Here is a 16,448-nt window from a genome sequence, read left to right on the forward strand (position 1 = left end):
ATGGCGCAAACCTTTACTTCGTTGTCGGCACTCCAGGTGATGTTGTGGGGGTTGGTGTTTTTCGGCGGCATCTATCTAGGGTTCGGCGCTCTCAATTGGCTGCTGACCCATCGCGTGCTGCCGGCGCTGGGCATCGGGCGCGTGCTCGATCCGCGGCCGCTGCAGCCCGGGCAGGTACGCCGCGAATTGGCGCAGTCGGGGGTGTCGGTGCTCGTATTCGGGCTGGGCATGGTGTTTCCCTGGGGCCTGCTTCAATTGGGGTGGGCGCGGCTCGACGCCGACGCGGGCTGGCGCCAGATCGTGGCTGAAGTCCTGGTTCTCGCGATCTGGAACGACGTTCATTTCTGGCTGAACCATCGCCTGCTGCACACGCGCTGGCTGCGGCGCTTTCACGGGCCGCATCACCGCTCGGTCGTGACCACACCCTGGGCAACGTACAGCTTTCATCCGATCGAAGCGGCAATGCTCGGCAACGTGATCCTGCTGCCCATGCTGCTGCACGATTTCAGCTTCTGGTCGCTCGCCTCGGTGCCGCTGTTCAGCCTGTTTTTCAACAGCGTCGGGCACTCGAACTACGACTTCTTTCCCCGGGTCTCTTACAGCCACTGGTTTGCCGCCAGCCGCCGCCACCATTTGCACCATGCCTGCCACGGCGGCAACTACGGATTCCAGTTCACTTTCATGGACCGGCTGTTCGGCACGCGCATTGCCGCCGATGCGGCGGAGCCGCAGTTCCAGGCATTTCGCTCGAAGCAGCAACGCCGGCAACAGCATGGCACGCCGGCCTGAGGAGCCCCGCCGGCTGGCACGGCTGCGCCATTGGCGCGACTGGCAGAGCCTTGCGTATCTGGCGGCGCTTCCGGCATTGGCGGCATGGCAATGGACGCATGGCTTCTCCGTGCTGCTTTATGGGTCGATGCTGTTCCTCACGCTTGGCGTGGGCGTGATCCACCACAACCACGTGCATCTGCGCATGTGGCGGGGGCGGCGCATGAACCGGCTCACCGACTTCTGGATCACGCTGCTGCAAGGGCATCCGACCTTCGTTTTCTGGCCCGCGCACGTGGCCAATCACCATCGCCACCGGCACGGGCCGCGCGATGTAGCGCGCACCTACCGTTTCGGCGGCGACACCAATCACCTGCGCGGCTACCTGCTGCATCCGTTCCAGGCCGTGTGGGTGCTCTTGCCGGTGTTCCTTGGCTGGCTGGGGCGGCTTCGCAGGCACCGGCCGGGCCCGTGGCGCTACTGCATGGCGCAGTACGCGCTGTGGCTCGGCAGCTGGAGCGCGCTGCTGCTGCTCGACTGGCGCAAGGCCCTGTTGTTGGTGATCTTGCCGCAGTTGCACGGGTTGCATTGGCTGCTGGCGACCAACTATCTGCAGCATGCGCACGCCGACGGACGCCGGCCCGCGGCCGATGCGGAGGCGCCGCGCGATACCGCAAGTACACGCCTGAACTACGCACGCAATTTCGAGGGTCTGGTGAACCCGTTGCTGTTCAACATCGGCCTGCACACCGCACATCACGAGAACCCGCATGTCCATTGGTCCGAGCTCACGCAATTGCACCGCACGCGCTACCGCGCGCGGGTCGATCCCGCGCTCAACGAGCAAGGGCTGGTGCCCTACATGGTTCGCGTGTTTGTGCTGGGAGCCCTGTGGCCGCGTTTTCGCAGCTGCTCGCTGATGTCACCCGTGCCGTCCGTGCCGCCGGAGTCTTCAACCCACTGAACCATGCCTGTTCCATTTCAACGCGTCTACATCGAGAGCGCCGGCTATTTCATGCCCGGCGAGCCCATTCCCAACGAGCGCATGGATGCCTACATCGCGCCGCTCAACCGCATGTCGGAGCGCATCAAGCGGCGCATCCTGGCCGAGAACGGCATTCTCACGCGGCACTATGCGATCGACGAAGAGGGCGTGACGCGCCACACCAATGCACAACTGGCCGCAAGTGCGATTCGCGATTGCCTTCAGCGCGGCGGGGCCGAGCTGTCGCGCGTGTCGCTGCTGGCCAGCGGTTCTTCGGGCGGCGACACGCTGATGCCGGGCTTTGCCAACATGATCCAGGGCGACCTGGCGGCGCCCCCAATGGAAACGCTGTCGGTGCACGGCATCTGCGCCGCGGGCGTGTCGGCCATCCAGTCGGCCGCGCAGGGCATCGAACTGGGCGCGCACCGCACCGCGCTTGCGGTGGCCAGCGAAATGCCGTCGCGCCTTTTCAAGCGCTCGCGCTTCGCGGCGCGCGGCTACGAAACCGACTTCGATTCGCACTTTCTTCGCTGGATGCTTTCCGACGGCGCGGGCGCACTGCTGCTTTCCGACGGCATGCCCGCGATGGCCGGCAACCCGGGGCTGCGCCTGAGGCTGAAATGGGTGCACCAGCGCGCGTTCTCGGGCGACTACCCCGTGTGCATGCAGTTGGGGCTGACCGAGGACCGCGCCCGCGGCCATCTCGATTTCGGCTCCTGGGCAGAGGCGGAAGCGGCCGGCGCCCTGTCGTTGCGGCAGGACATTCGCTTGCTGCCACACCTGTTCGACATCGGCATCCATGAATACGCGACGCTGGTGCGAGACGGATGGGTCGATCCGAAGCGGGTCGACCATTTCCTGTGCCACTACTCGTCGGAAAAATTCATTCCAGTGGTCGAAGACCTGATGACCAAGGCCGACCTCGCGATTCCCCGCGAGCGGTGGTGGAGCAATCTGGCCTGGCGCGGCAACACCGGTGCGGCGTCGATCCTGATCATGCTGTCGGAGTTTCTGCACACCAAGGCGCTGAAGCCTGGGGAGCAGATCTTCTGCTATGTACCGGAATCGGGGCGCTTCATGGCCGCCTACATGCTGCTGGAGGTCGAGGCGGCAGATGCGCCTGCCCGAGCGGTGGCCGTATCTCACAAGGCGGCCGAGGCAGCGTCCGACGACGAGATTGCAATTGCACCGCCGCACGATCCGGCCGCCGCGCCTGAAGGCCTGGGCGCACTGCTGACCGAGCTGGCTGGCATCTGGCACGACTACCGCTCCAACGTCTGGCGCACGCCGCTGATCCGCCAGATTCGCGAGCGCCGCTTTGCACTGCCCGACTATCTGAACTGGATGGAGCAGTGGGTTCCGCAGGTGCGTGAAGGCAGCCGCTGGATGCGCGAGGGTGCTGCTTCGCTGACCGGTCCGTACAAGACGCTCGCCGCACTGATCGACGTGCATGCAGGCGAGGAGCAGGACGACTTCAACATTCTCTTCAGCGACTACAGGAAAGCGGGGGGCGCCGTGGCGCGGATCGACGACCTGCGCCGCAACCCCGGCGGGGAGGCGCTCAACGCCTACCTGCACGGGCTGGCGGCTACGCGCGACCCGATTGGCCTGCTGGGTGCCATCTACATCATCGAAGGGACGGGCCAGCGCATCGTGCCCGCGCTGCTGCCGCTCATCAAGGCCGGCCTGAAGCTGCCGCCCGATGCATTCCGCTTTCTCGAGTACCACGGCCACAACGACGAGAACCACCTGAACCGCTGGCTCGCCGCGGTCGAGATGGTGATGGCGGTGGAGGCGGGCAAAGACGGCCAAGATGCGACCGGACGGAGCAGGGCGGCTCGCCAGATTATCGATACCGCGCGCCATACGGCGGCGCTGTACCTGATGCAGTTTCAGCACATCACGGAGCGAATGCCACATGAGTCGAATGCCTGATTTCCTCACGCAGGGGCACGACGAACGCGATCCCAGTCCCTGGCTCGCGCTCTATCTCGATCAGAGCACGCCGCTGCCGGACGAGGTCAAGGCGGCATGGCTCGCCGATTCCAGTTCGGGTTCACGCCAGTACCTGCTGCCGTTTCTGCGGCCGGTGGCGCGGCTGACGATCGTCCTGATCCAGGTGGTGAAGGTGTTCGTGCCGCGCAACTGGTCGCACTCGAAGCTGCTGCACCGGTTGCTGGCCTGGGGCCTGAAACGCTTTGTGTCGCCGGAAGCCAATTGGCTGATCCTGCGGCACTTTCACCTCGGGTCGCAGGTACTGGGTTTCATTGGCCGCAATTCGCCCGCGCCGGTGGGCACCTCGCCGCTGGAGCCGGTCGACATCGATGCGCTCAAGGATGAGATGTTCCTGAAGCACGATCTGAACCTCTTCAACTTCGTGATCCGCTTGAACCAGGCGCTGCGCGACCAGGGGCTGGTGCTGGGCAAATCGCCGGATGTCGACTTTTCGATGATCAAGGACCCTGGGTTGAGGCTTTCGGACATGCCGCGCGGCCGGTTCAACTTTCTGGACCTGCAGAGCGCTATCGAACTGTTCACGCCGCTGTACCAACTGATGCTGACGGACAACGACTTCTGGCGCGCCGCCAATTCCCTGCAACTGGATGAAACGATCGGCATCTATGCGGCGACCTTGCTGGGCGCCCCGGAGCACCTGATCCTGGTGAACAACAAGCATCCGCTGGTACCGCTGTCGACCCTGCGCGCCGGCCACCGGCTGGTGATCCACGGGCTGTCGACAGAAATGCTCCACAGCCTGCTTCAGCGCATGCGTACCGCCCAGGAGACGGCCCCACGGCCGGAGCAGCCACTTGCATAGGCGTATGCTGCCCCCAGATGCAAACCATGAACACGACCGACCATTCGTCTCCCAAGACTGATCTGGCAGTGACCCACGTGCTGGCTCAACTGCTGGAACGGCTCGAGCACAGCGCCGTCCCCGTCAGCGCCGAGCAATACCGCTCGGTGGTCGAGCACCTGGTGCACGAATTCAGCGACGTCGAACCGGGTGCCGATCTCGGCCGCCTGCTCGATGCGTACCCGGCTGCTGCCGAGGTGTACGAAAATCTCAACTACCAGCACGCTGGCCTGTGCCGCTCGGCGCTCGATGCGGCGCTTGCCGCCGAAGTCAGCGCCAGGAAAGCCATTGAACGCGCAATGCGCATTACCGAACCCAAAAAGGATGAAGCCGATGGCCAAAGCTGAGGTCAAGACTGCCGTAGTGGCCGACGGCCTGCGTTACAAGTCGAAAACACCGGGTTCGCCGTTCCGCGCCTCGGCGTCGTTCAGCGGCGCCACGATGTCCTGTTTCATGTGTGGAAAGCACCGGGTGCGCTCGCAATTGCGTACCCGCCAGGTGCTCGGCAAGTCTCAGACGGTGTGCGCGCCTTCATGCAAGGCGCTGGACGAATCGCTCGAATAAATCGTATTCATTACCGTTTGAGGCGCGCGTCGCTTTCGCGACATGGCCGCGCGTGCATTGCAGATTTTTCTTTCCAAAGCGCTTGGAATCGATATACAGTTAGAAACAAATGATGCATCTGTTTGCATAATTAAAAAGTTTTAATTTGTAGTCGACGACAAATGATTTTGTACACAGGCAAAGACGTCCAGCGCCGGGCGATCTGCGGAAGGACTTGCAATGAGTAAGCCGCGTCATGTCGTGATGCAGGTGGTCAAGCGCTCCTCGGGCAGCGCGACGCACCATGTCGAATTCCTCATGGACGACAACTTTGCCGAGCGGCTGCGCCAGCTGCGCTCGCTGGTTCCGCCGCTCGGAAGTCTCAACAGGCAGCGCGACCTGGTGATCGACAAGGTGCGCGTGCGGCTGCCTAACGCCATCTGGCGCACTGGCAGCCAGGTCGACCATGGCGTCGAGGGCTCCTGCATCGTCATTGCCTCGGAAGGCTCTTTCAATTGCGGCGGCAAAGACCGCAATACGCGCGAAAAACTCGTGACCTACAACTTCTCGATTTCGCGCTTGGTCGAACTGCATACCGAACGGCCAGAGGGCGAAACCCTCTACATCCGCGATGGCAACTTCGCCAACGACGAGCCCGCCGATTCGCCCGCGGGCTTGTGGGTTGCCTCGCTGACCGAGGAGGAGACGGTGATGCGCATCCCGGACGCACCGTCCGACTTCGACACCCTGCACGAACTGACGCTGCGGCCCGAGCAGCGCGCAGGCGCGGGCACAACTGCGCACCGGGCAACGTTCTACTAAAGCGCGGCGGCCGCCTCCTGCGCCGAGCCCACAAGGGTGAACTGCGCGCGGTTGTCTTCGAGCCAGCGCACTGAAAGGCTGCTGTCCTGCTGCGCCGGATGGAAGTCGGCGCGGAAATAGCTGCGCCACGCACTCCAGTTGCCCCGAAGCAGGCCGCCTCGGCCCAGCAGAATCCGCGCGGCGCTCTTCCAGGTCGCCCATTGCCACAACTGCCGCTCGTGGCGCAGGTTTGCGACTGTCTGTCGCATCAAATCGCCCAGGAACATGAGCGTCACGCGGCGAAACCATCGCGTGCGCCACGGGTCCGAACCCCCGGCGGCCTTGTAGAGATCGAAGGCGACGGCCTTGTGCTCCAGCTCCTCGGCGCTGTGCCAGAACCACATGGTCCGCAGCCGGGGTTCGGCGCCCTCGAGCACTTCAGGGTGGGCCAGCAGCCATTCGGCGAACATGGCGGTGAAGTGCTCCGTGGCCGCGGTGATTGCCAGCGCGTGGCGAGGATCCGCGCCTTCCATGAGTTGCATGCGCCTGGCGGCACGTGGGGACCAGGCGTCCTTCAGGCCCTGGCTCTCGAGATGCCCGTTGAAGAGCGAATGGATGCGCCGATGGGTCGCTTCCTGGCCGATGAAGCCGCGTACGTCGGCTCGGTATTTTTCCTCGACATTGGCGGGCAGCGTGGCCATGCCGTCGCGCACGGCATCGATGAAGAACTGCTCGCCGAAGGGAAAGCTCATCGACAGTGCGTTGAAGAAGGCGGTCGAGAATGCATCGCCGCCGCACCAGTTGCGGCCGAACGGCGTTTGCAGGTCGATCAGAAGGCGACGCACGACAAGGTCGGTCATGAAAGCGGTCCTCGAGGAAGTCGGTTGGTACACATTCGTACCGATTGATCGGATGATGCGCACTACAGTCGGTACCGTCAAGTACCAATGCGTAGGAAAATGTGCGCCCCATGAACACAGCGACTGAAAGCCCGGCAGTGGCCAACTCCACCGCGCCACTGACTCATGAGCACTATTCCCGACTGCTGGAAGGCATGGCGCGGGCGGTGGCGGCCAAGGGTTACGCGGACACCACCATCGCGGACATCGTGCGCGAGGCGGCCGTTTCGCGGCGCACCTTCTACGAGCATTTCACGACCAAGGCCGAATGCCTGGTTTCGCTCTATGAGGCGGCCAGCAAGCGGGCGCTGCGAGCGGTTGCCGAGGCCTTCGATCCGGGGCAACCCTGGCACCGGCAAGTGGAGCAGGCTATGACGGCGTACCTCGACTATCTTGCGCAGGATCCGGTGCTGCTGCGCACGCTGTTCGTCGAGATCCTGGGTCTTGGAATGCCAGGGCTTGCGGCTCGGCGACGGGTGAACGGCGAAATCGCCAGCTTCATCCAGACGGCCATCAACAGCAGTACAAGCAGCGATGCACAGGGACCTGCCGCGCACCTGACGAGTGAAATGGCCATGACGGTCGTGGGCGGTGTCAACGAACTGGTGCTCCAGGCCATCGAACAAGACCGCGTCGGCGATCTGCGGCAGCTGGTCTCGCCGGCCACGCGCCTGGTGCGCGCGGTGGCCGCCGAGAGCCTCAGGTAGCGCGCCGGACGCGCGTCAGGCCGGTTTGCTTTGCGCGGGATCGTAGAAGAACTGTTCCTCGGCGATGCGGTCGCCCTCCCAGCGCTGCCAGGCGAGCTCTTCCATGCGCATGGCCTTGCCGCCCTTGAAGCGGAAGCTAAAAACCCAGCGGATCACCACATGGTCGCCATTCACGAACACGGGGCGCACGCACGTCGAGTCCACGGAGTCGGTGCCGTCCAGAACCGCCTGCTCGTGAGCAACCAGCGTGCCGCGGCCACGCCGGGGTTCGGACTGGTTCTCGCGCATGCTTGCGTCTTCGGTGTAGTAGTTCTCGATGGCCCTGGCATGCGCGCCGCTTTCCACGGCGGCAATGAAGGCCTCGAGTCTTTCGGCAGACGGCATCAGGTCGTGCTCTTCACTTCACGGCGCCTGAAGCAACCGCTGCCGGCGGTGCAGCGGGGGCAACCGGAGCAGCGCTCACCGAAGGAGCAGCCGGCGCGGTCGCGGCGGGGGGCGTCTCGATCTTGTGCGGTACGGCCGCGCCCGCGTCGCCGGCGTGGAACTTGACCACCAGCGGAACGATCAGCAGCGCCACGATGTTGATGATCTTGATCAGCGGGTTCACCGCCGGACCGGCCGTGTCCTTGTAGGGATCGCCGACGGTGTCGCCGGTGACGGCCGCCTTGTGCGACTCGGAGCCTTTGCCGCCGTGGTGTCCGTCCTCGATGTACTTCTTGGCGTTGTCCCACGCACCGCCGCCGGTGCACATGGAGATGGCGACGAACAGGCCGGTGACGATGGTGCCCATCAGCAGGCCGCCCAGCGCCTTGGGCCCGAGCACCAGGCCGACGACGATCGGCACCACCACTGGCAGCAGCGATGGGATCATCATTTCCTTGATGGCCGCGCCGGTGAGCATGCTGACGGCCTTGCCGTACTCTGGCTTGCCGGTGCCTTCCATGATGCCGGGGATCTCGCGGAACTGCCGGCGCACCTCTTCGACCACCGCGCCGGCCGCGCGGCCCACGGCTTCCATGGCCATGGCGCCGAACAGGTAGGGAATCAAGCCGCCGATGAAGAGGCCGACGATCACCATCGGGTCGCTCAGGTTGAAGCTGATGTTCAGCCCGAAGCTCTCCAGCTTGTGGGTGTAGTCGGCAAAGAGCACCAGCGAGGCCAGGCCGGCCGAGCCGATGGCATAGCCCTTGGTCACGGCCTTGGTGGTGTTGCCGACCGCATCGAGCGGGTCGGTGATGTCGCGCACGCTGGCAGGCATTTCGCTCATCTCGGCGATGCCGCCGGCGTTGTCGGTGATGGGGCCGTAGGCATCGAGCGCCACCACGATGCCCGCCATGCTGAGCATGGCCGTAGCGGCTACCGCGATGCCGAACAGGCCCGCAAGCATGTAGGACGACATGATCGCGATGCAGACGAAGATCACCGGCCATGCCGTCGAGCGCATCGAGACGCCGAGGCCCGCGATGATGTTGGTGCCATGGCCCGTCGTCGAGGCCTGCGCGATGTGCTGCACCGGCTTGTACTGCGTGCCGGTGTAATACTCGGTGATCCACACCAGCGCGGCCGTGAGCGCCAGGCCCACGAAGCAGGCGCCGAACAGCTTCAGCTGGCTGCCGCTCGGGGCAATGGCGTTATCGGGGATGAGCCAGGCCGTGACGAACCAGAACGCGATCAGCGACAGGATGCCCGCCACCGCCAGACCCTTGTAGAGCGCCGGCATCACGTTGACCATGCCGGGCGAGGCCTTGACGAAAAAGCAGCCGATGATCGACGCGATGATCGACACGCCGCCCAATGCCAGCGGATAGAGCACCGCGTTGACCGGTGCCGCCGTGACCATCAGCGCGCCCAGCACCATGGTGGCGATGAGCGTGACGGCGTAGGTCTCGAACAGGTCAGCCGCCATGCCGGCGCAATCGCCCACGTTGTCGCCCACGTTGTCCGCAATCACGGCGGGGTTGCGCGGGTCGTCTTCGGGAATGCCCGCTTCGACCTTGCCCACCAGGTCGGCGCCCACGTCGGCGCCCTTGGTGAAGATGCCGCCGCCCAGCCGCGCGAAGATCGAGATCAGCGAGGAGCCGAAGGCAAAGCCGATCAGCGGATTGAGGATGTTCGAAAGGTTGCGGTCCGGCGTGAGGTTGCCGTTGCCCGCCAGGAACCAGTAGAAGACCGAGACGCCCAGGAGCCCCAGGCCCACAACCAGCATGCCGGTGATGGCGCCGCCGCGAAACGCGACGTCGAGCGCCGGGCCGATGCCTTGCGTGGCCGCCTGCGCGGTGCGCACGTTGGCGCGCACCGAAACGTTCATGCCGATGAAGCCGCAGGCGCCCGAGAGCACTGCGCCCACCACGAAGCCGACGGCCGTGGTCGCGTCGAGAAAGATGGCAATGAGGATGGCCAGCACCAGGCCGACCACCGCGATGGTGGTGTATTGCTTGGCGAGGTAGGCGGAGGCGCCGGCCTGGATGGCTGCCGCGATTTCCTGCATTCGCGCATTGCCGGGGTCCTTGGCGAGAATCCAACTTCGCGCCCAGAAACCGTAGCCGACGGCCACGAGGCCGCAGACGATGGCGAGTATCAGGGGGGTGTTGCCGATCATGCTTTGCTTCTCCATTCGTTCGTTGTGACTTGTGGAGACGGACAGCATGGATCCTGCGCGCAACGCGTACGGGACCCAGGTTTTCCGTCGCGTTGCTTCCTCGAAGCTCGCTGCACCGAAGTGCGGAGCCGATTGGCCAACGGTTGCAATTTACAGGCAAAAACGCATGCGTGTGCGACCGTGCCATGACACGGAAAGTAAACTCCGGGTTTGTCCCCATCTCCCCTCATACTTTTCAACTACCCGAAAACGTCATGTCCTTCGACAAAGTCTCCCCCGGCAAGAACATCCCCGACGCCTTCAATGTCGTGATCGAAATCCCGATGAACGCCGACCCGATCAAGTACGAAGTCGACAAGGAATCGGGCGCGATCTTCGTGGACCGCTTCATGACGACCGCGATGTACTACCCGGCCAACTACGGCTACGTGCCGCAGACGCTGTCGGGCGACGGCGACCCGGTCGACGTGCTGGTGATTGCGCCGTATCCGTTGCTGCCCGGGGTCGTGGTGCCGTGCCGCCCGCTCGGCATCCTGCTGATGGAAGACGAAGCCGGCGTGGACGGCAAGGTGCTGGCCGTGCCCACCGACAAGGTGCTGCCGATCTACAGCCACTGGAAGTCGGTCGACGACGTGAACCCGATGCGCCTGAAGGCGATCAGCCACTTCTTCGAGCACTACAAGGACCTGGAAGCCGGCAAGTGGGTCAAGGTGCTGGGCTGGGAAGGCATCGACGCAGCCAAGAAGGAAGTCGTCGACGGCATTGCTGCCTACAAGAAGTAAGAAAAGCTTCAGCCCGCAAGGCGGGCCGCAGCGGCGGCGCCTTGAAATGGCGGTCGCGCGAACCGCCTCTCAACCGGCCTTGAAAGGGCTGCGTTCGCCCAGGTGGTCCATGTAGTTCTCGATGCCTTCGCCCTCGCGTTCGAGAAAGCGCTCGACCGCGTCGGCGAACGCGGGGTGCGCGAGCCAATGGGCGCTGGTGGTCTTCACCGGCATCAATGCACGCGCCATCTTGTGCTCGCCCTGCGCGCCCCCCTCGAATCGCCTGGCGCCGTGTGCAATGCACCAGGCCAGTGGCTGGTAGTAGCAGGCTTCGAAATGCAGGCAGTCGACGCGTTCGAGAGCGCCCCAGTAGCGGCCATACGCCACCAGCGCGTCGTCCGCGTGCGTTGACAGCGCAATCAGGCTTGCTGCGATTGGCTTGCCCGCTCGTTCGGCAATGAACAGCAGCCACGCCTCCGGCATGGTGTCGGCCATGCGACGGAAGAAGTCTCGCGAAAGATAAGGCGGGTTGCCATGCTCGCGATAGGTGCGCGCATAGCAGCGGTAGAAAAAATCCCAGTCTGAAGGGGCGATGTCCGCACCGCGCGACCAGCGAAAGGTCACGCCGGCCTCGGCCACCTTGCGGCGCTCCTGGCGGATCTTCTTGCGCTTGTCGTGGGACAGGCTGGCAAGGAAGGATTCGAAGTCTCTGTAGCCGGTTGTTCCATCCGGCACATCCGGCGCCGCGTTCGTCCAGTGAAACTGCACCGTGTTGCGCAGCATGAGGCCTGCTTCGGTGCAGGCTGCGATGTCGGCCTCTGCGCCAAACAGCAAATGAAGGGACGAAAGTTCTTCCTTCTTGCACCAGGCCACCAAGGCCTGCACCAGCAGCGTGCGGGCTTGCGCGTCGCGTGCCAGCAAACGCGTGCCGGGCACCGGCGTGAAGGGCACTGCCACCACGGCCTTGGGATAGTAGGCCAGCCCATGCTGCTCGTAGGCATTGGCCCAGGCCCAGTCGAAAACGTATTCGCCGTAGGAGTGGGTCTTGATGTACGCGGGGCAGGCCGCTCGCAACTCGTCGCCGCGCCACAGGGTGATGAATTGCGCAGTCCATCCACTCTCGGGCGAGGCGCTGCCGCTCTCGTGCAGCGCCGCGAGGTATTCGTAGCGCATGAAAGGCGACGGGTCCGCTTCGGCCGAGAGCAGTGCGTTCCATGCTTTCGGGCTCAGGTCCGACAGCGACGCCGCCACCCGAATGACATAATCGTTCAAGCCTTTTTCTTCCTTCTGTAATGACGCTCAAGCGCGCCGTCGCGCAATTCGATTTTGTGGTGGGCGACCTCGCCGGCGCCTTCACCGAAGGCTGTGATGATGCCGTGAAAGCCAACATCGGGTACGGCATCCTGGCACGCTACGTGCAGCACCATGAAAGCATCGGCGAGACCATCTCGGAGGGCTGCGAACAAGCGGTGGTCGAGCAGGGTGCACGGCCCGAAAAGATCAATGAATACAAACGGCGCCAGGCGCCAATGGGTATCCGGGTGACACATCGAAGCTTCGGCGAGGATTGGCGTTACCCTATCACCAGCAAATTCAACGAAACCGCCGGAGCGCAAAAACCATGAAGCAGATCACCGCCATCGTCAAACCCTTCAAGCTCGAGGACGTGCGCGAAGCCTTGGCCGAAGTGGGCGTTACCGGCCTCACGGTGACCGAAGTGAAAGGTTTCGGCCGCCAGAAAGGCCACACAGAGCTCTATCGCGGTGCCGAGTACGTAGTCGACTTCCTGCCGAAGATGAAGGTCGAAGTGGTCGTCAACGAGGACGACGTGGAGCGCTGCATCGAAGCCATCGTCAATTCGGCGCGCACCGGCAAGATCGGCGACGGAAAGATCTTCGTCACCAGCGTGGATCGCATCGTGCGCATCCGCACCGGCGAAGAGAACGAAAACGCCGTCTGACGGCTCGCCGCCAATCGTCGCGCGGATGGACTGACTGCCGGACTAGAGGTTTTCGGCCAGTTTGTCGCCGCGAGGGTGGAGCGGTACTTCGGCGCGCAGCGCGCTGAGCAGTTCGGTGGCGTCGGTGCCGGTGCGGATCAGCTCCATCTGCCATTCGCCCATGAAGCCTTCGCGCACGCTGTGGGCGAGGAAGCCGAGCAGGCTGTCGTAGTAGCCGGCGGTGTTCAAAATGCCGGTCGGTTTGTCGTGATAGCCGAGCTGCCGCCAGGTCCAGATCTCGAACAATTCCTCGAAGGTGCCGATGCCGCCGGGCAGCGCGATGAAGGCATCGGCGCGCTCGCCCATCATGGCCTTGCGCTCATGCATGGTGTCGACGACGTGGAGTTCGTCGCACAGCGGATTGGCCAGTTCGCGGTCTACCAGCGCCTTGGGAATGATGCCGACGACTCGGCCGCCGGCGTTGCGAGTGGCCTCGGCCACGGTGCCCATCAGTCCGGTGCGTCCGCCACCGTAGACCAGCTGGCCGCGGTGCGCGCCGATCCACTGGCCGACCGCTTCCGCGGCCCTGGAAAACTCAAGCCGCTCGCCGGGGCGCGAGCCGCAATACACACAGATCGAAAATTCAGGATTCATGCCGCCATCATGCCTCGTGCGGCGGGCGTCTTCATGACGCGAAGCGCTGCCACAAAGCCGCCAGCCAGATGCCGCCGCACAGGGCGAGCGACAACAAGACGGCGGCGCTGCCCATGTCCTTGGCGCGCTTGGAGAGGTCGTGCCACTCGGGCCCGATGCGGTCGATGGCGGCTTCGACCGCCGTGTTGAGCAACTCGACGATCATCACCAGGATGGCACTGCCCGCGAGCAGGGCTACTTCGACCCAGCCGCGGCCGAGCCAGAACGACGCCGGAATCATCACAATGGCCATGACGGCTTCCTGGCGGAAAGCCGGCTCGCTCCATCCCGCGCGAAGGCCATGCAGCGAAATCAGCGTGGCATGCCACACGCGGTCCAGGCCCTTGCGGGTTTTCTGCGGGTTGACGGCGGGATCAGGAAGCTTGGGCAAGGCACTCATTGGCGGCTCATGGGCTTGGAGGTGATGAGCCGCGTGCCGGCCCAGGCGTCGTGCCAGAACTGGCGCTCGGGGTGAAAGCGCGCCAGCAATGCCCAGACGGCGACCCATCCGAAGATCAGCACAGCCGATTCTCCGCCCGACAGCTTGAAAGGTGAGATGGCGGCCAAGGGCGGCAGGAACCAGATCCAGCTCAGCAGGTAGCGCACCAGGGCGCGGCGCTGAGTGAGGGGGCGCCCATGCAGGTCGACGATGCGGATGTTCCACGTCTTCATGGCCAGCGTCTGCCCCCGGGTCCAGAACCAGACGAAGTAGACGCCGAAAACCACGAAGAGAAATGCCTGGAGCAGATGCCGACGGGCGTCCATGGCGTCGCGCATCTGTCCGAGCGTACTGAACAGCCAGCCCGCGACGAACACCACGGCGAACAGCAGCATGCCTTCATACATCCAACAAGCCATGCGCCGCCACAGGCCAGGCACTATCGAATGAGGAGCGCTGTTTTGAGGTTCTGCGGACGAAGTAGTGGGATCCGATTCCGAACTCTCGGACGCATTTGAAACCATCGAAACCTTGGGAATCAGGGGGGCAGGGGCTGCTCGGCAGTCCGGCCTGAAGGATTGGAAGACGACGGACCGGGGCCAGACGGCGGCACCAGCACCTGGGCCTCGGCCGGGGGAACCGGCTGCGACGCCACGCTGGACGTGCCGGACGGGGCGGGCGCGGTCACAAGAGCTGGAACGCGCTCCGGCGGCGACGCCACCATGACGGCGGCCGCAGGTGACGTGGCCGGCACGGCCGAGAGAGATGGAGGCGGGGCCAGCATGATGCGGGGCGTGTGCTGCCCAGCCGGCGTGACTGCAGGCACCGTCACGAGCTTCTGGGCGGGAATGGGACGCACCGGAATGGCCGCACCGCGCGGCTTGGCGGGCGCGCGCTCCGCGAGCCGGCGCTTTTCTTCCTCGCTCAATGCCTGGTACTGCTCCCACTTGGCCTTGCGCTCGTCGACAGGCACGCGCTTGACCTCGGCAAAGTTGAGGCGAGCCTGCGCGCGCTGCTGGTTGCTCAGGGCGGCCCATTCGATCATGCGGCTGTGCAGCGTGGTTCGGTCATCGGCCGACATGTTGGCGTAGTTGCGTGACAGTGCGAGCCATTTGCGCTTGTGGCCCGCATTCAGGGTGTGCCAATGGGACGCGAGCGGCTGGAGCGCCTGCTGCTGCTCAGCAGTGAGCTCGCTCCAGTAAGGTTTGGTCGCCTTGGGCGCGGAGGGGCTCGAACCAGCCGCCGGGGCAGCCGTCTCGCCTGACTTGGCCGGCGGGAAGTGGGTGGTCTGGGCGCTGGCAAGCGTCAGGCCGAAGGCCGCCATGGCAAGCGCAAGCGCCCAAATGATTGCGCCCGACGGTTGCGGGCGCAGCGGATAGGACGCGTCGGTGCGGAAGACGGAAGAGCGTCGCATGCTTTCGGCGGATCAGTCGGAGGCGCTGTCAGCCTTGAGGAACTGCGCGAACCCCGGGTCGGTGTACGCGGCGGGGGGGAGGTCGTCGGTCAGCAAGGCCGAGTCGACTTCGGCCAGCTCGCTGGCGCGGTCTTCGTCCTGCATGACGCTGATGGTGATCAGCCCCGCGACCAGCGCGATCAGCGGGACCACCGAGCCGATGCGTGTCCACCAGCCGCCGCCCATGGTGGCCACATGACCCGATTGCATGATGACCGGGGCCGCCCGCAACTGAGGAGCCTGCTTGCGCATGGCGACCGCCTGCGCCCGTGCCACGCGCAGCCGTTCGCCGATGTCATGCGGCAGCTCCTGGGTGCCGGCCGAAAGCCGCGCAGCCACTCGCTGGCCGAATTGATCTTCGACGGCAAAAGAAGAAGTTGGAACCTTAGTGTTCATAGCGAAATTCCCTTGGCTTTGAGCGCCTTGCTCAGGGCGTGTACGGCCCGCGAACAATGGGTTTTGACGCTGCCTTCGGAGCAGCCCATTGCAGCGGCCGTCTCCGCCACATCCATTTCTTCCCAGTAACGCATCAGGAAAGCCTCGCGTTGACGTCCCGGCAAAGCGGCTATCTGTTCTTCGATCTCGTGGAACACCTGGGCGCGTCGGGTGGTGTCCTCCGCGCTCTCTGTTTCCCTAGAGTCGGTGGGCGAGACGAAGTTCTCCAGAAGGTCGAAATCGCCCTCGTCGCCGGCGGCCTCGAAGTCGCCGAGGTTCGAAAACAGGGCGCGGCGGGTCTTCTGCCTGCGAAACCAGTCGAGGGTGCAATTGGAGAGAATGCGCTGGAACAGCATTGGCAACTCTTCCGGCGGTTTGTCGCCGTAGTGCTGCGCCAGCTTCATCATGCTGTCCTGCACGATGTCGAGTGCCGCTTCCTCGTCCCGCACGTGATAGACCGAGCGCTTGAAAGCACGCCGTTCGACGCTCTTCAGAAAGTCGGAAAGTTCTTGTTCAGTGGCCAAGCGAGAGGGGGCGCCACAGGCGCCGCGTGGGAAATGGTGTCTGGG

20 protein-coding genes and 1 pseudogene are annotated in these 16,448 nt (G+C 64.4%); 11 read left to right on the forward strand and 10 right to left on the reverse strand.

Translation table 11 applies throughout. The features are described from left to right. The 7 genes from ASC78_RS09775 to ASC78_RS09805 all read left to right on the forward strand — a co-directional run bounded on the left by ASC78_RS09775 (position 1) and on the right by ASC78_RS09805 (position 5,975). Entirely contained in the window at positions 1-789 is a 789-nt protein-coding gene (locus ASC78_RS09775) for a sterol desaturase family protein (protein WP_055800016.1), read from the forward strand. Continuing rightward, positions 773-1,732, forward strand: a complete 960-nt coding sequence (locus ASC78_RS09780) for a fatty acid desaturase (RefSeq protein ID WP_055800019.1) — start codon at positions 773-775, stop codon at positions 1,730-1,732. Before ASC78_RS09775 ends, ASC78_RS09780 begins: the two co-directional genes overlap by 17 nt. A gap of 3 nt (positions 1,733-1,735) precedes the next feature. Further along, the gene (locus ASC78_RS09785) at positions 1,736-3,688 is read left to right on the forward strand and encodes a beta-ketoacyl-ACP synthase III (protein WP_055800021.1); all 1,953 of its coding nucleotides are present in this window, start codon (positions 1,736-1,738) and stop codon (positions 3,686-3,688) included. Then, complete coding sequence (locus ASC78_RS09790; protein ID WP_055800023.1) at positions 3,672-4,571, forward strand: DUF6999 family protein; 900 nt, start codon at positions 3,672-3,674, stop codon at positions 4,569-4,571. The genes ASC78_RS09785 and ASC78_RS09790 overlap by 17 nt, the downstream gene beginning before the upstream one ends. Positions 4,572-4,588: 17 nt before the next feature. After that, positions 4,589-4,957, forward strand: a complete 369-nt coding sequence (locus ASC78_RS09795; RefSeq protein ID WP_055800028.1) for a hypothetical protein — start codon at positions 4,589-4,591, stop codon at positions 4,955-4,957. Beyond that, positions 4,944-5,174 carry a hypothetical protein gene (locus ASC78_RS09800; RefSeq protein WP_055800144.1) on the forward strand — a complete coding sequence of 77 codons (231 nt, stop codon included), beginning with the start codon at positions 4,944-4,946 and terminating at the stop codon, positions 5,172-5,174. The genes ASC78_RS09795 and ASC78_RS09800 overlap by 14 nt, the downstream gene beginning before the upstream one ends. Positions 5,175-5,393: 219 nt before the next feature. Next, positions 5,394-5,975 carry a hypothetical protein gene (locus tag ASC78_RS09805; protein ID WP_055800031.1) on the forward strand — a complete coding sequence of 194 codons (582 nt, stop codon included), beginning with the start codon at positions 5,394-5,396 and terminating at the stop codon, positions 5,973-5,975. Here ASC78_RS09805 and ASC78_RS09810 read toward each other — a convergent pair. Further along, positions 5,972-6,814 carry a metal-dependent hydrolase gene (locus ASC78_RS09810; protein ID WP_055800034.1) on the reverse strand — a complete coding sequence of 281 codons (843 nt, stop codon included), beginning with the start codon at positions 6,812-6,814 and terminating at the stop codon, positions 5,972-5,974. The two genes, ASC78_RS09805 and ASC78_RS09810, sit on opposite strands and share 4 nt — an antisense overlap. A gap of 110 nt (positions 6,815-6,924) precedes the next feature. Between ASC78_RS09810 and ASC78_RS09815 the strand changes: the two genes are divergently transcribed. Beyond that, the gene (locus tag ASC78_RS09815) at positions 6,925-7,560 is read left to right on the forward strand and encodes a TetR/AcrR family transcriptional regulator (protein WP_055800036.1); all 636 of its coding nucleotides are present in this window, start codon (positions 6,925-6,927) and stop codon (positions 7,558-7,560) included. 15 nt (positions 7,561-7,575) lie between these two features. Here the strand turns inward: ASC78_RS09815 and ASC78_RS09820 are convergent, their stop codons facing one another. Both ASC78_RS09820 and ASC78_RS09825 read right to left on the reverse strand, forming a co-directional pair. After that, positions 7,576-7,944 (reverse strand): nuclear transport factor 2 family protein, encoded by a 369-nt coding sequence (locus ASC78_RS09820; protein ID WP_055800039.1) that lies wholly within the window; start codon positions 7,942-7,944, stop codon positions 7,576-7,578. Between the two features lie 13 nt (positions 7,945-7,957). Then, positions 7,958-10,159 carry a sodium-translocating pyrophosphatase gene (locus ASC78_RS09825; RefSeq protein ID WP_055800147.1) on the reverse strand — a complete coding sequence of 734 codons (2,202 nt, stop codon included), beginning with the start codon at positions 10,157-10,159 and terminating at the stop codon, positions 7,958-7,960. Between the two features lie 254 nt (positions 10,160-10,413). Between ASC78_RS09825 and ppa the strand changes: the two genes are divergently transcribed. Further along, on the forward strand, positions 10,414-10,941 hold the full coding sequence (gene ppa / locus ASC78_RS09830) for an inorganic diphosphatase (protein ID WP_055800043.1): 528 nt from the start codon (positions 10,414-10,416) through the stop codon (positions 10,939-10,941). A 69-nt stretch (positions 10,942-11,010) separates the two neighbouring features. On the opposite strand, the gene ASC78_RS09835 is transcribed toward ppa, so the two are convergent. Then, entirely contained in the window at positions 11,011-12,192 is a 1,182-nt protein-coding gene (locus ASC78_RS09835) for a GNAT family N-acetyltransferase (RefSeq protein ID WP_055800048.1), read from the reverse strand. Positions 12,193-12,317: 125 nt separating this feature from the next. Between ASC78_RS09835 and ASC78_RS09840 the strand changes: the two are divergent. After that, positions 12,318-12,545, forward strand: a pseudogene (locus ASC78_RS09840) (NAD+ synthase); the annotation flags it as partial. Continuing rightward, complete coding sequence (locus ASC78_RS09845; RefSeq protein WP_055800053.1) at positions 12,542-12,880, forward strand: P-II family nitrogen regulator; 339 nt, start codon at positions 12,542-12,544, stop codon at positions 12,878-12,880. The pseudogene ASC78_RS09840 and the gene ASC78_RS09845, both read left to right, overlap by 4 nt. 42 nt (positions 12,881-12,922) lie before the next feature. Here the strand turns inward: ASC78_RS09845 and ASC78_RS09850 are convergent, their stop codons facing one another. From ASC78_RS09850 to ASC78_RS09875, 6 genes are read right to left on the reverse strand one after another with little or no spacing between them, the layout of a single operon-like run. Continuing rightward, the gene (locus ASC78_RS09850) at positions 12,923-13,513 is read right to left on the reverse strand and encodes a TIGR00730 family Rossman fold protein (RefSeq protein WP_055800056.1); all 591 of its coding nucleotides are present in this window, start codon (positions 13,511-13,513) and stop codon (positions 12,923-12,925) included. 31 nt (positions 13,514-13,544) lie between these two features. After that, positions 13,545-13,952 (reverse strand): diacylglycerol kinase, encoded by a 408-nt coding sequence (locus tag ASC78_RS09855; RefSeq protein ID WP_055800059.1) that lies wholly within the window; start codon positions 13,950-13,952, stop codon positions 13,545-13,547. After that, complete coding sequence (locus ASC78_RS09860; RefSeq protein WP_055800062.1) at positions 13,949-14,515, reverse strand: RDD family protein; 567 nt, start codon at positions 14,513-14,515, stop codon at positions 13,949-13,951. Before ASC78_RS09860 ends, ASC78_RS09855 begins: the two co-directional genes overlap by 4 nt. A gap of 14 nt (positions 14,516-14,529) precedes the next feature. After that, positions 14,530-15,405: a DUF3106 domain-containing protein gene (locus ASC78_RS09865; protein WP_055800065.1), complete on the reverse strand. Its 876-nt coding sequence runs from the start codon at positions 15,403-15,405 to the stop codon at positions 14,530-14,532. A gap of 12 nt (positions 15,406-15,417) precedes the next feature. Then, the gene (locus tag ASC78_RS09870; RefSeq protein WP_055800067.1) at positions 15,418-15,840 is read right to left on the reverse strand and encodes a DUF3619 family protein; all 423 of its coding nucleotides are present in this window, start codon (positions 15,838-15,840) and stop codon (positions 15,418-15,420) included. Further along, positions 15,837-16,403, reverse strand: coding sequence for an RNA polymerase sigma factor (locus ASC78_RS09875; protein ID WP_055800071.1), 567 nt, complete (start codon positions 16,401-16,403; stop codon positions 15,837-15,839). Before ASC78_RS09875 ends, ASC78_RS09870 begins: the two co-directional genes overlap by 4 nt. Positions 16,404-16,448 lie beyond the last annotated feature (45 nt).

Origin of the sequence: Variovorax sp. Root318D1 (genome assembly GCF_001424835.1) — a bacterium.
Taxonomy (GTDB): Bacteria; Pseudomonadota; Gammaproteobacteria; order Burkholderiales; family Burkholderiaceae_C; genus Variovorax.

Coding starts and splice junctions, on each gene's coding strand:
- ASC78_RS09775 (WP_055800016.1), top strand. CDS start 1: ATGGCGCAAACCTTTACTTCGTTGTCGGCACTCCAGGTGATGTTGTGG.
- ASC78_RS09805 (WP_055800031.1), top strand. CDS start 5,394: ATGAGTAAGCCGCGTCATGTCGTGATGCAGGTGGTCAAGCGCTCCTCG.
- ASC78_RS09800 (WP_055800144.1), top strand. CDS start 4,944: ATGGCCAAAGCTGAGGTCAAGACTGCCGTAGTGGCCGACGGCCTGCGT.
- ASC78_RS09860 (WP_055800062.1), bottom strand. CDS start 14,515: ATGGTTTCAAATGCGTCCGAGAGTTCGGAATCGGATCCCACTACTTCG.
- ASC78_RS09870 (WP_055800067.1), bottom strand. CDS start 15,840: ATGAACACTAAGGTTCCAACTTCTTCTTTTGCCGTCGAAGATCAATTC.
- ASC78_RS09810 (WP_055800034.1), bottom strand. CDS start 6,814: ATGACCGACCTTGTCGTGCGTCGCCTTCTGATCGACCTGCAAACGCCG.
- ppa (WP_055800043.1), top strand. CDS start 10,414: ATGTCCTTCGACAAAGTCTCCCCCGGCAAGAACATCCCCGACGCCTTC.
- ASC78_RS09795 (WP_055800028.1), top strand. CDS start 4,589: ATGCAAACCATGAACACGACCGACCATTCGTCTCCCAAGACTGATCTG.
- ASC78_RS09855 (WP_055800059.1), bottom strand. CDS start 13,952: ATGAGTGCCTTGCCCAAGCTTCCTGATCCCGCCGTCAACCCGCAGAAA.
- ASC78_RS09845 (WP_055800053.1), top strand. CDS start 12,542: ATGAAGCAGATCACCGCCATCGTCAAACCCTTCAAGCTCGAGGACGTG.
- ASC78_RS09825 (WP_055800147.1), bottom strand. CDS start 10,159: ATGATCGGCAACACCCCCCTGATACTCGCCATCGTCTGCGGCCTCGTG.
- ASC78_RS09790 (WP_055800023.1), top strand. CDS start 3,672: ATGAGTCGAATGCCTGATTTCCTCACGCAGGGGCACGACGAACGCGAT.
- ASC78_RS09865 (WP_055800065.1), bottom strand. CDS start 15,405: ATGCGACGCTCTTCCGTCTTCCGCACCGACGCGTCCTATCCGCTGCGC.
- ASC78_RS09850 (WP_055800056.1), bottom strand. CDS start 13,513: ATGAATCCTGAATTTTCGATCTGTGTGTATTGCGGCTCGCGCCCCGGC.
- ASC78_RS09785 (WP_055800021.1), top strand. CDS start 1,736: ATGCCTGTTCCATTTCAACGCGTCTACATCGAGAGCGCCGGCTATTTC.
- ASC78_RS09815 (WP_055800036.1), top strand. CDS start 6,925: ATGAACACAGCGACTGAAAGCCCGGCAGTGGCCAACTCCACCGCGCCA.
- ASC78_RS09820 (WP_055800039.1), bottom strand. CDS start 7,944: ATGCCGTCTGCCGAAAGACTCGAGGCCTTCATTGCCGCCGTGGAAAGC.
- ASC78_RS09780 (WP_055800019.1), top strand. CDS start 773: ATGGCACGCCGGCCTGAGGAGCCCCGCCGGCTGGCACGGCTGCGCCAT.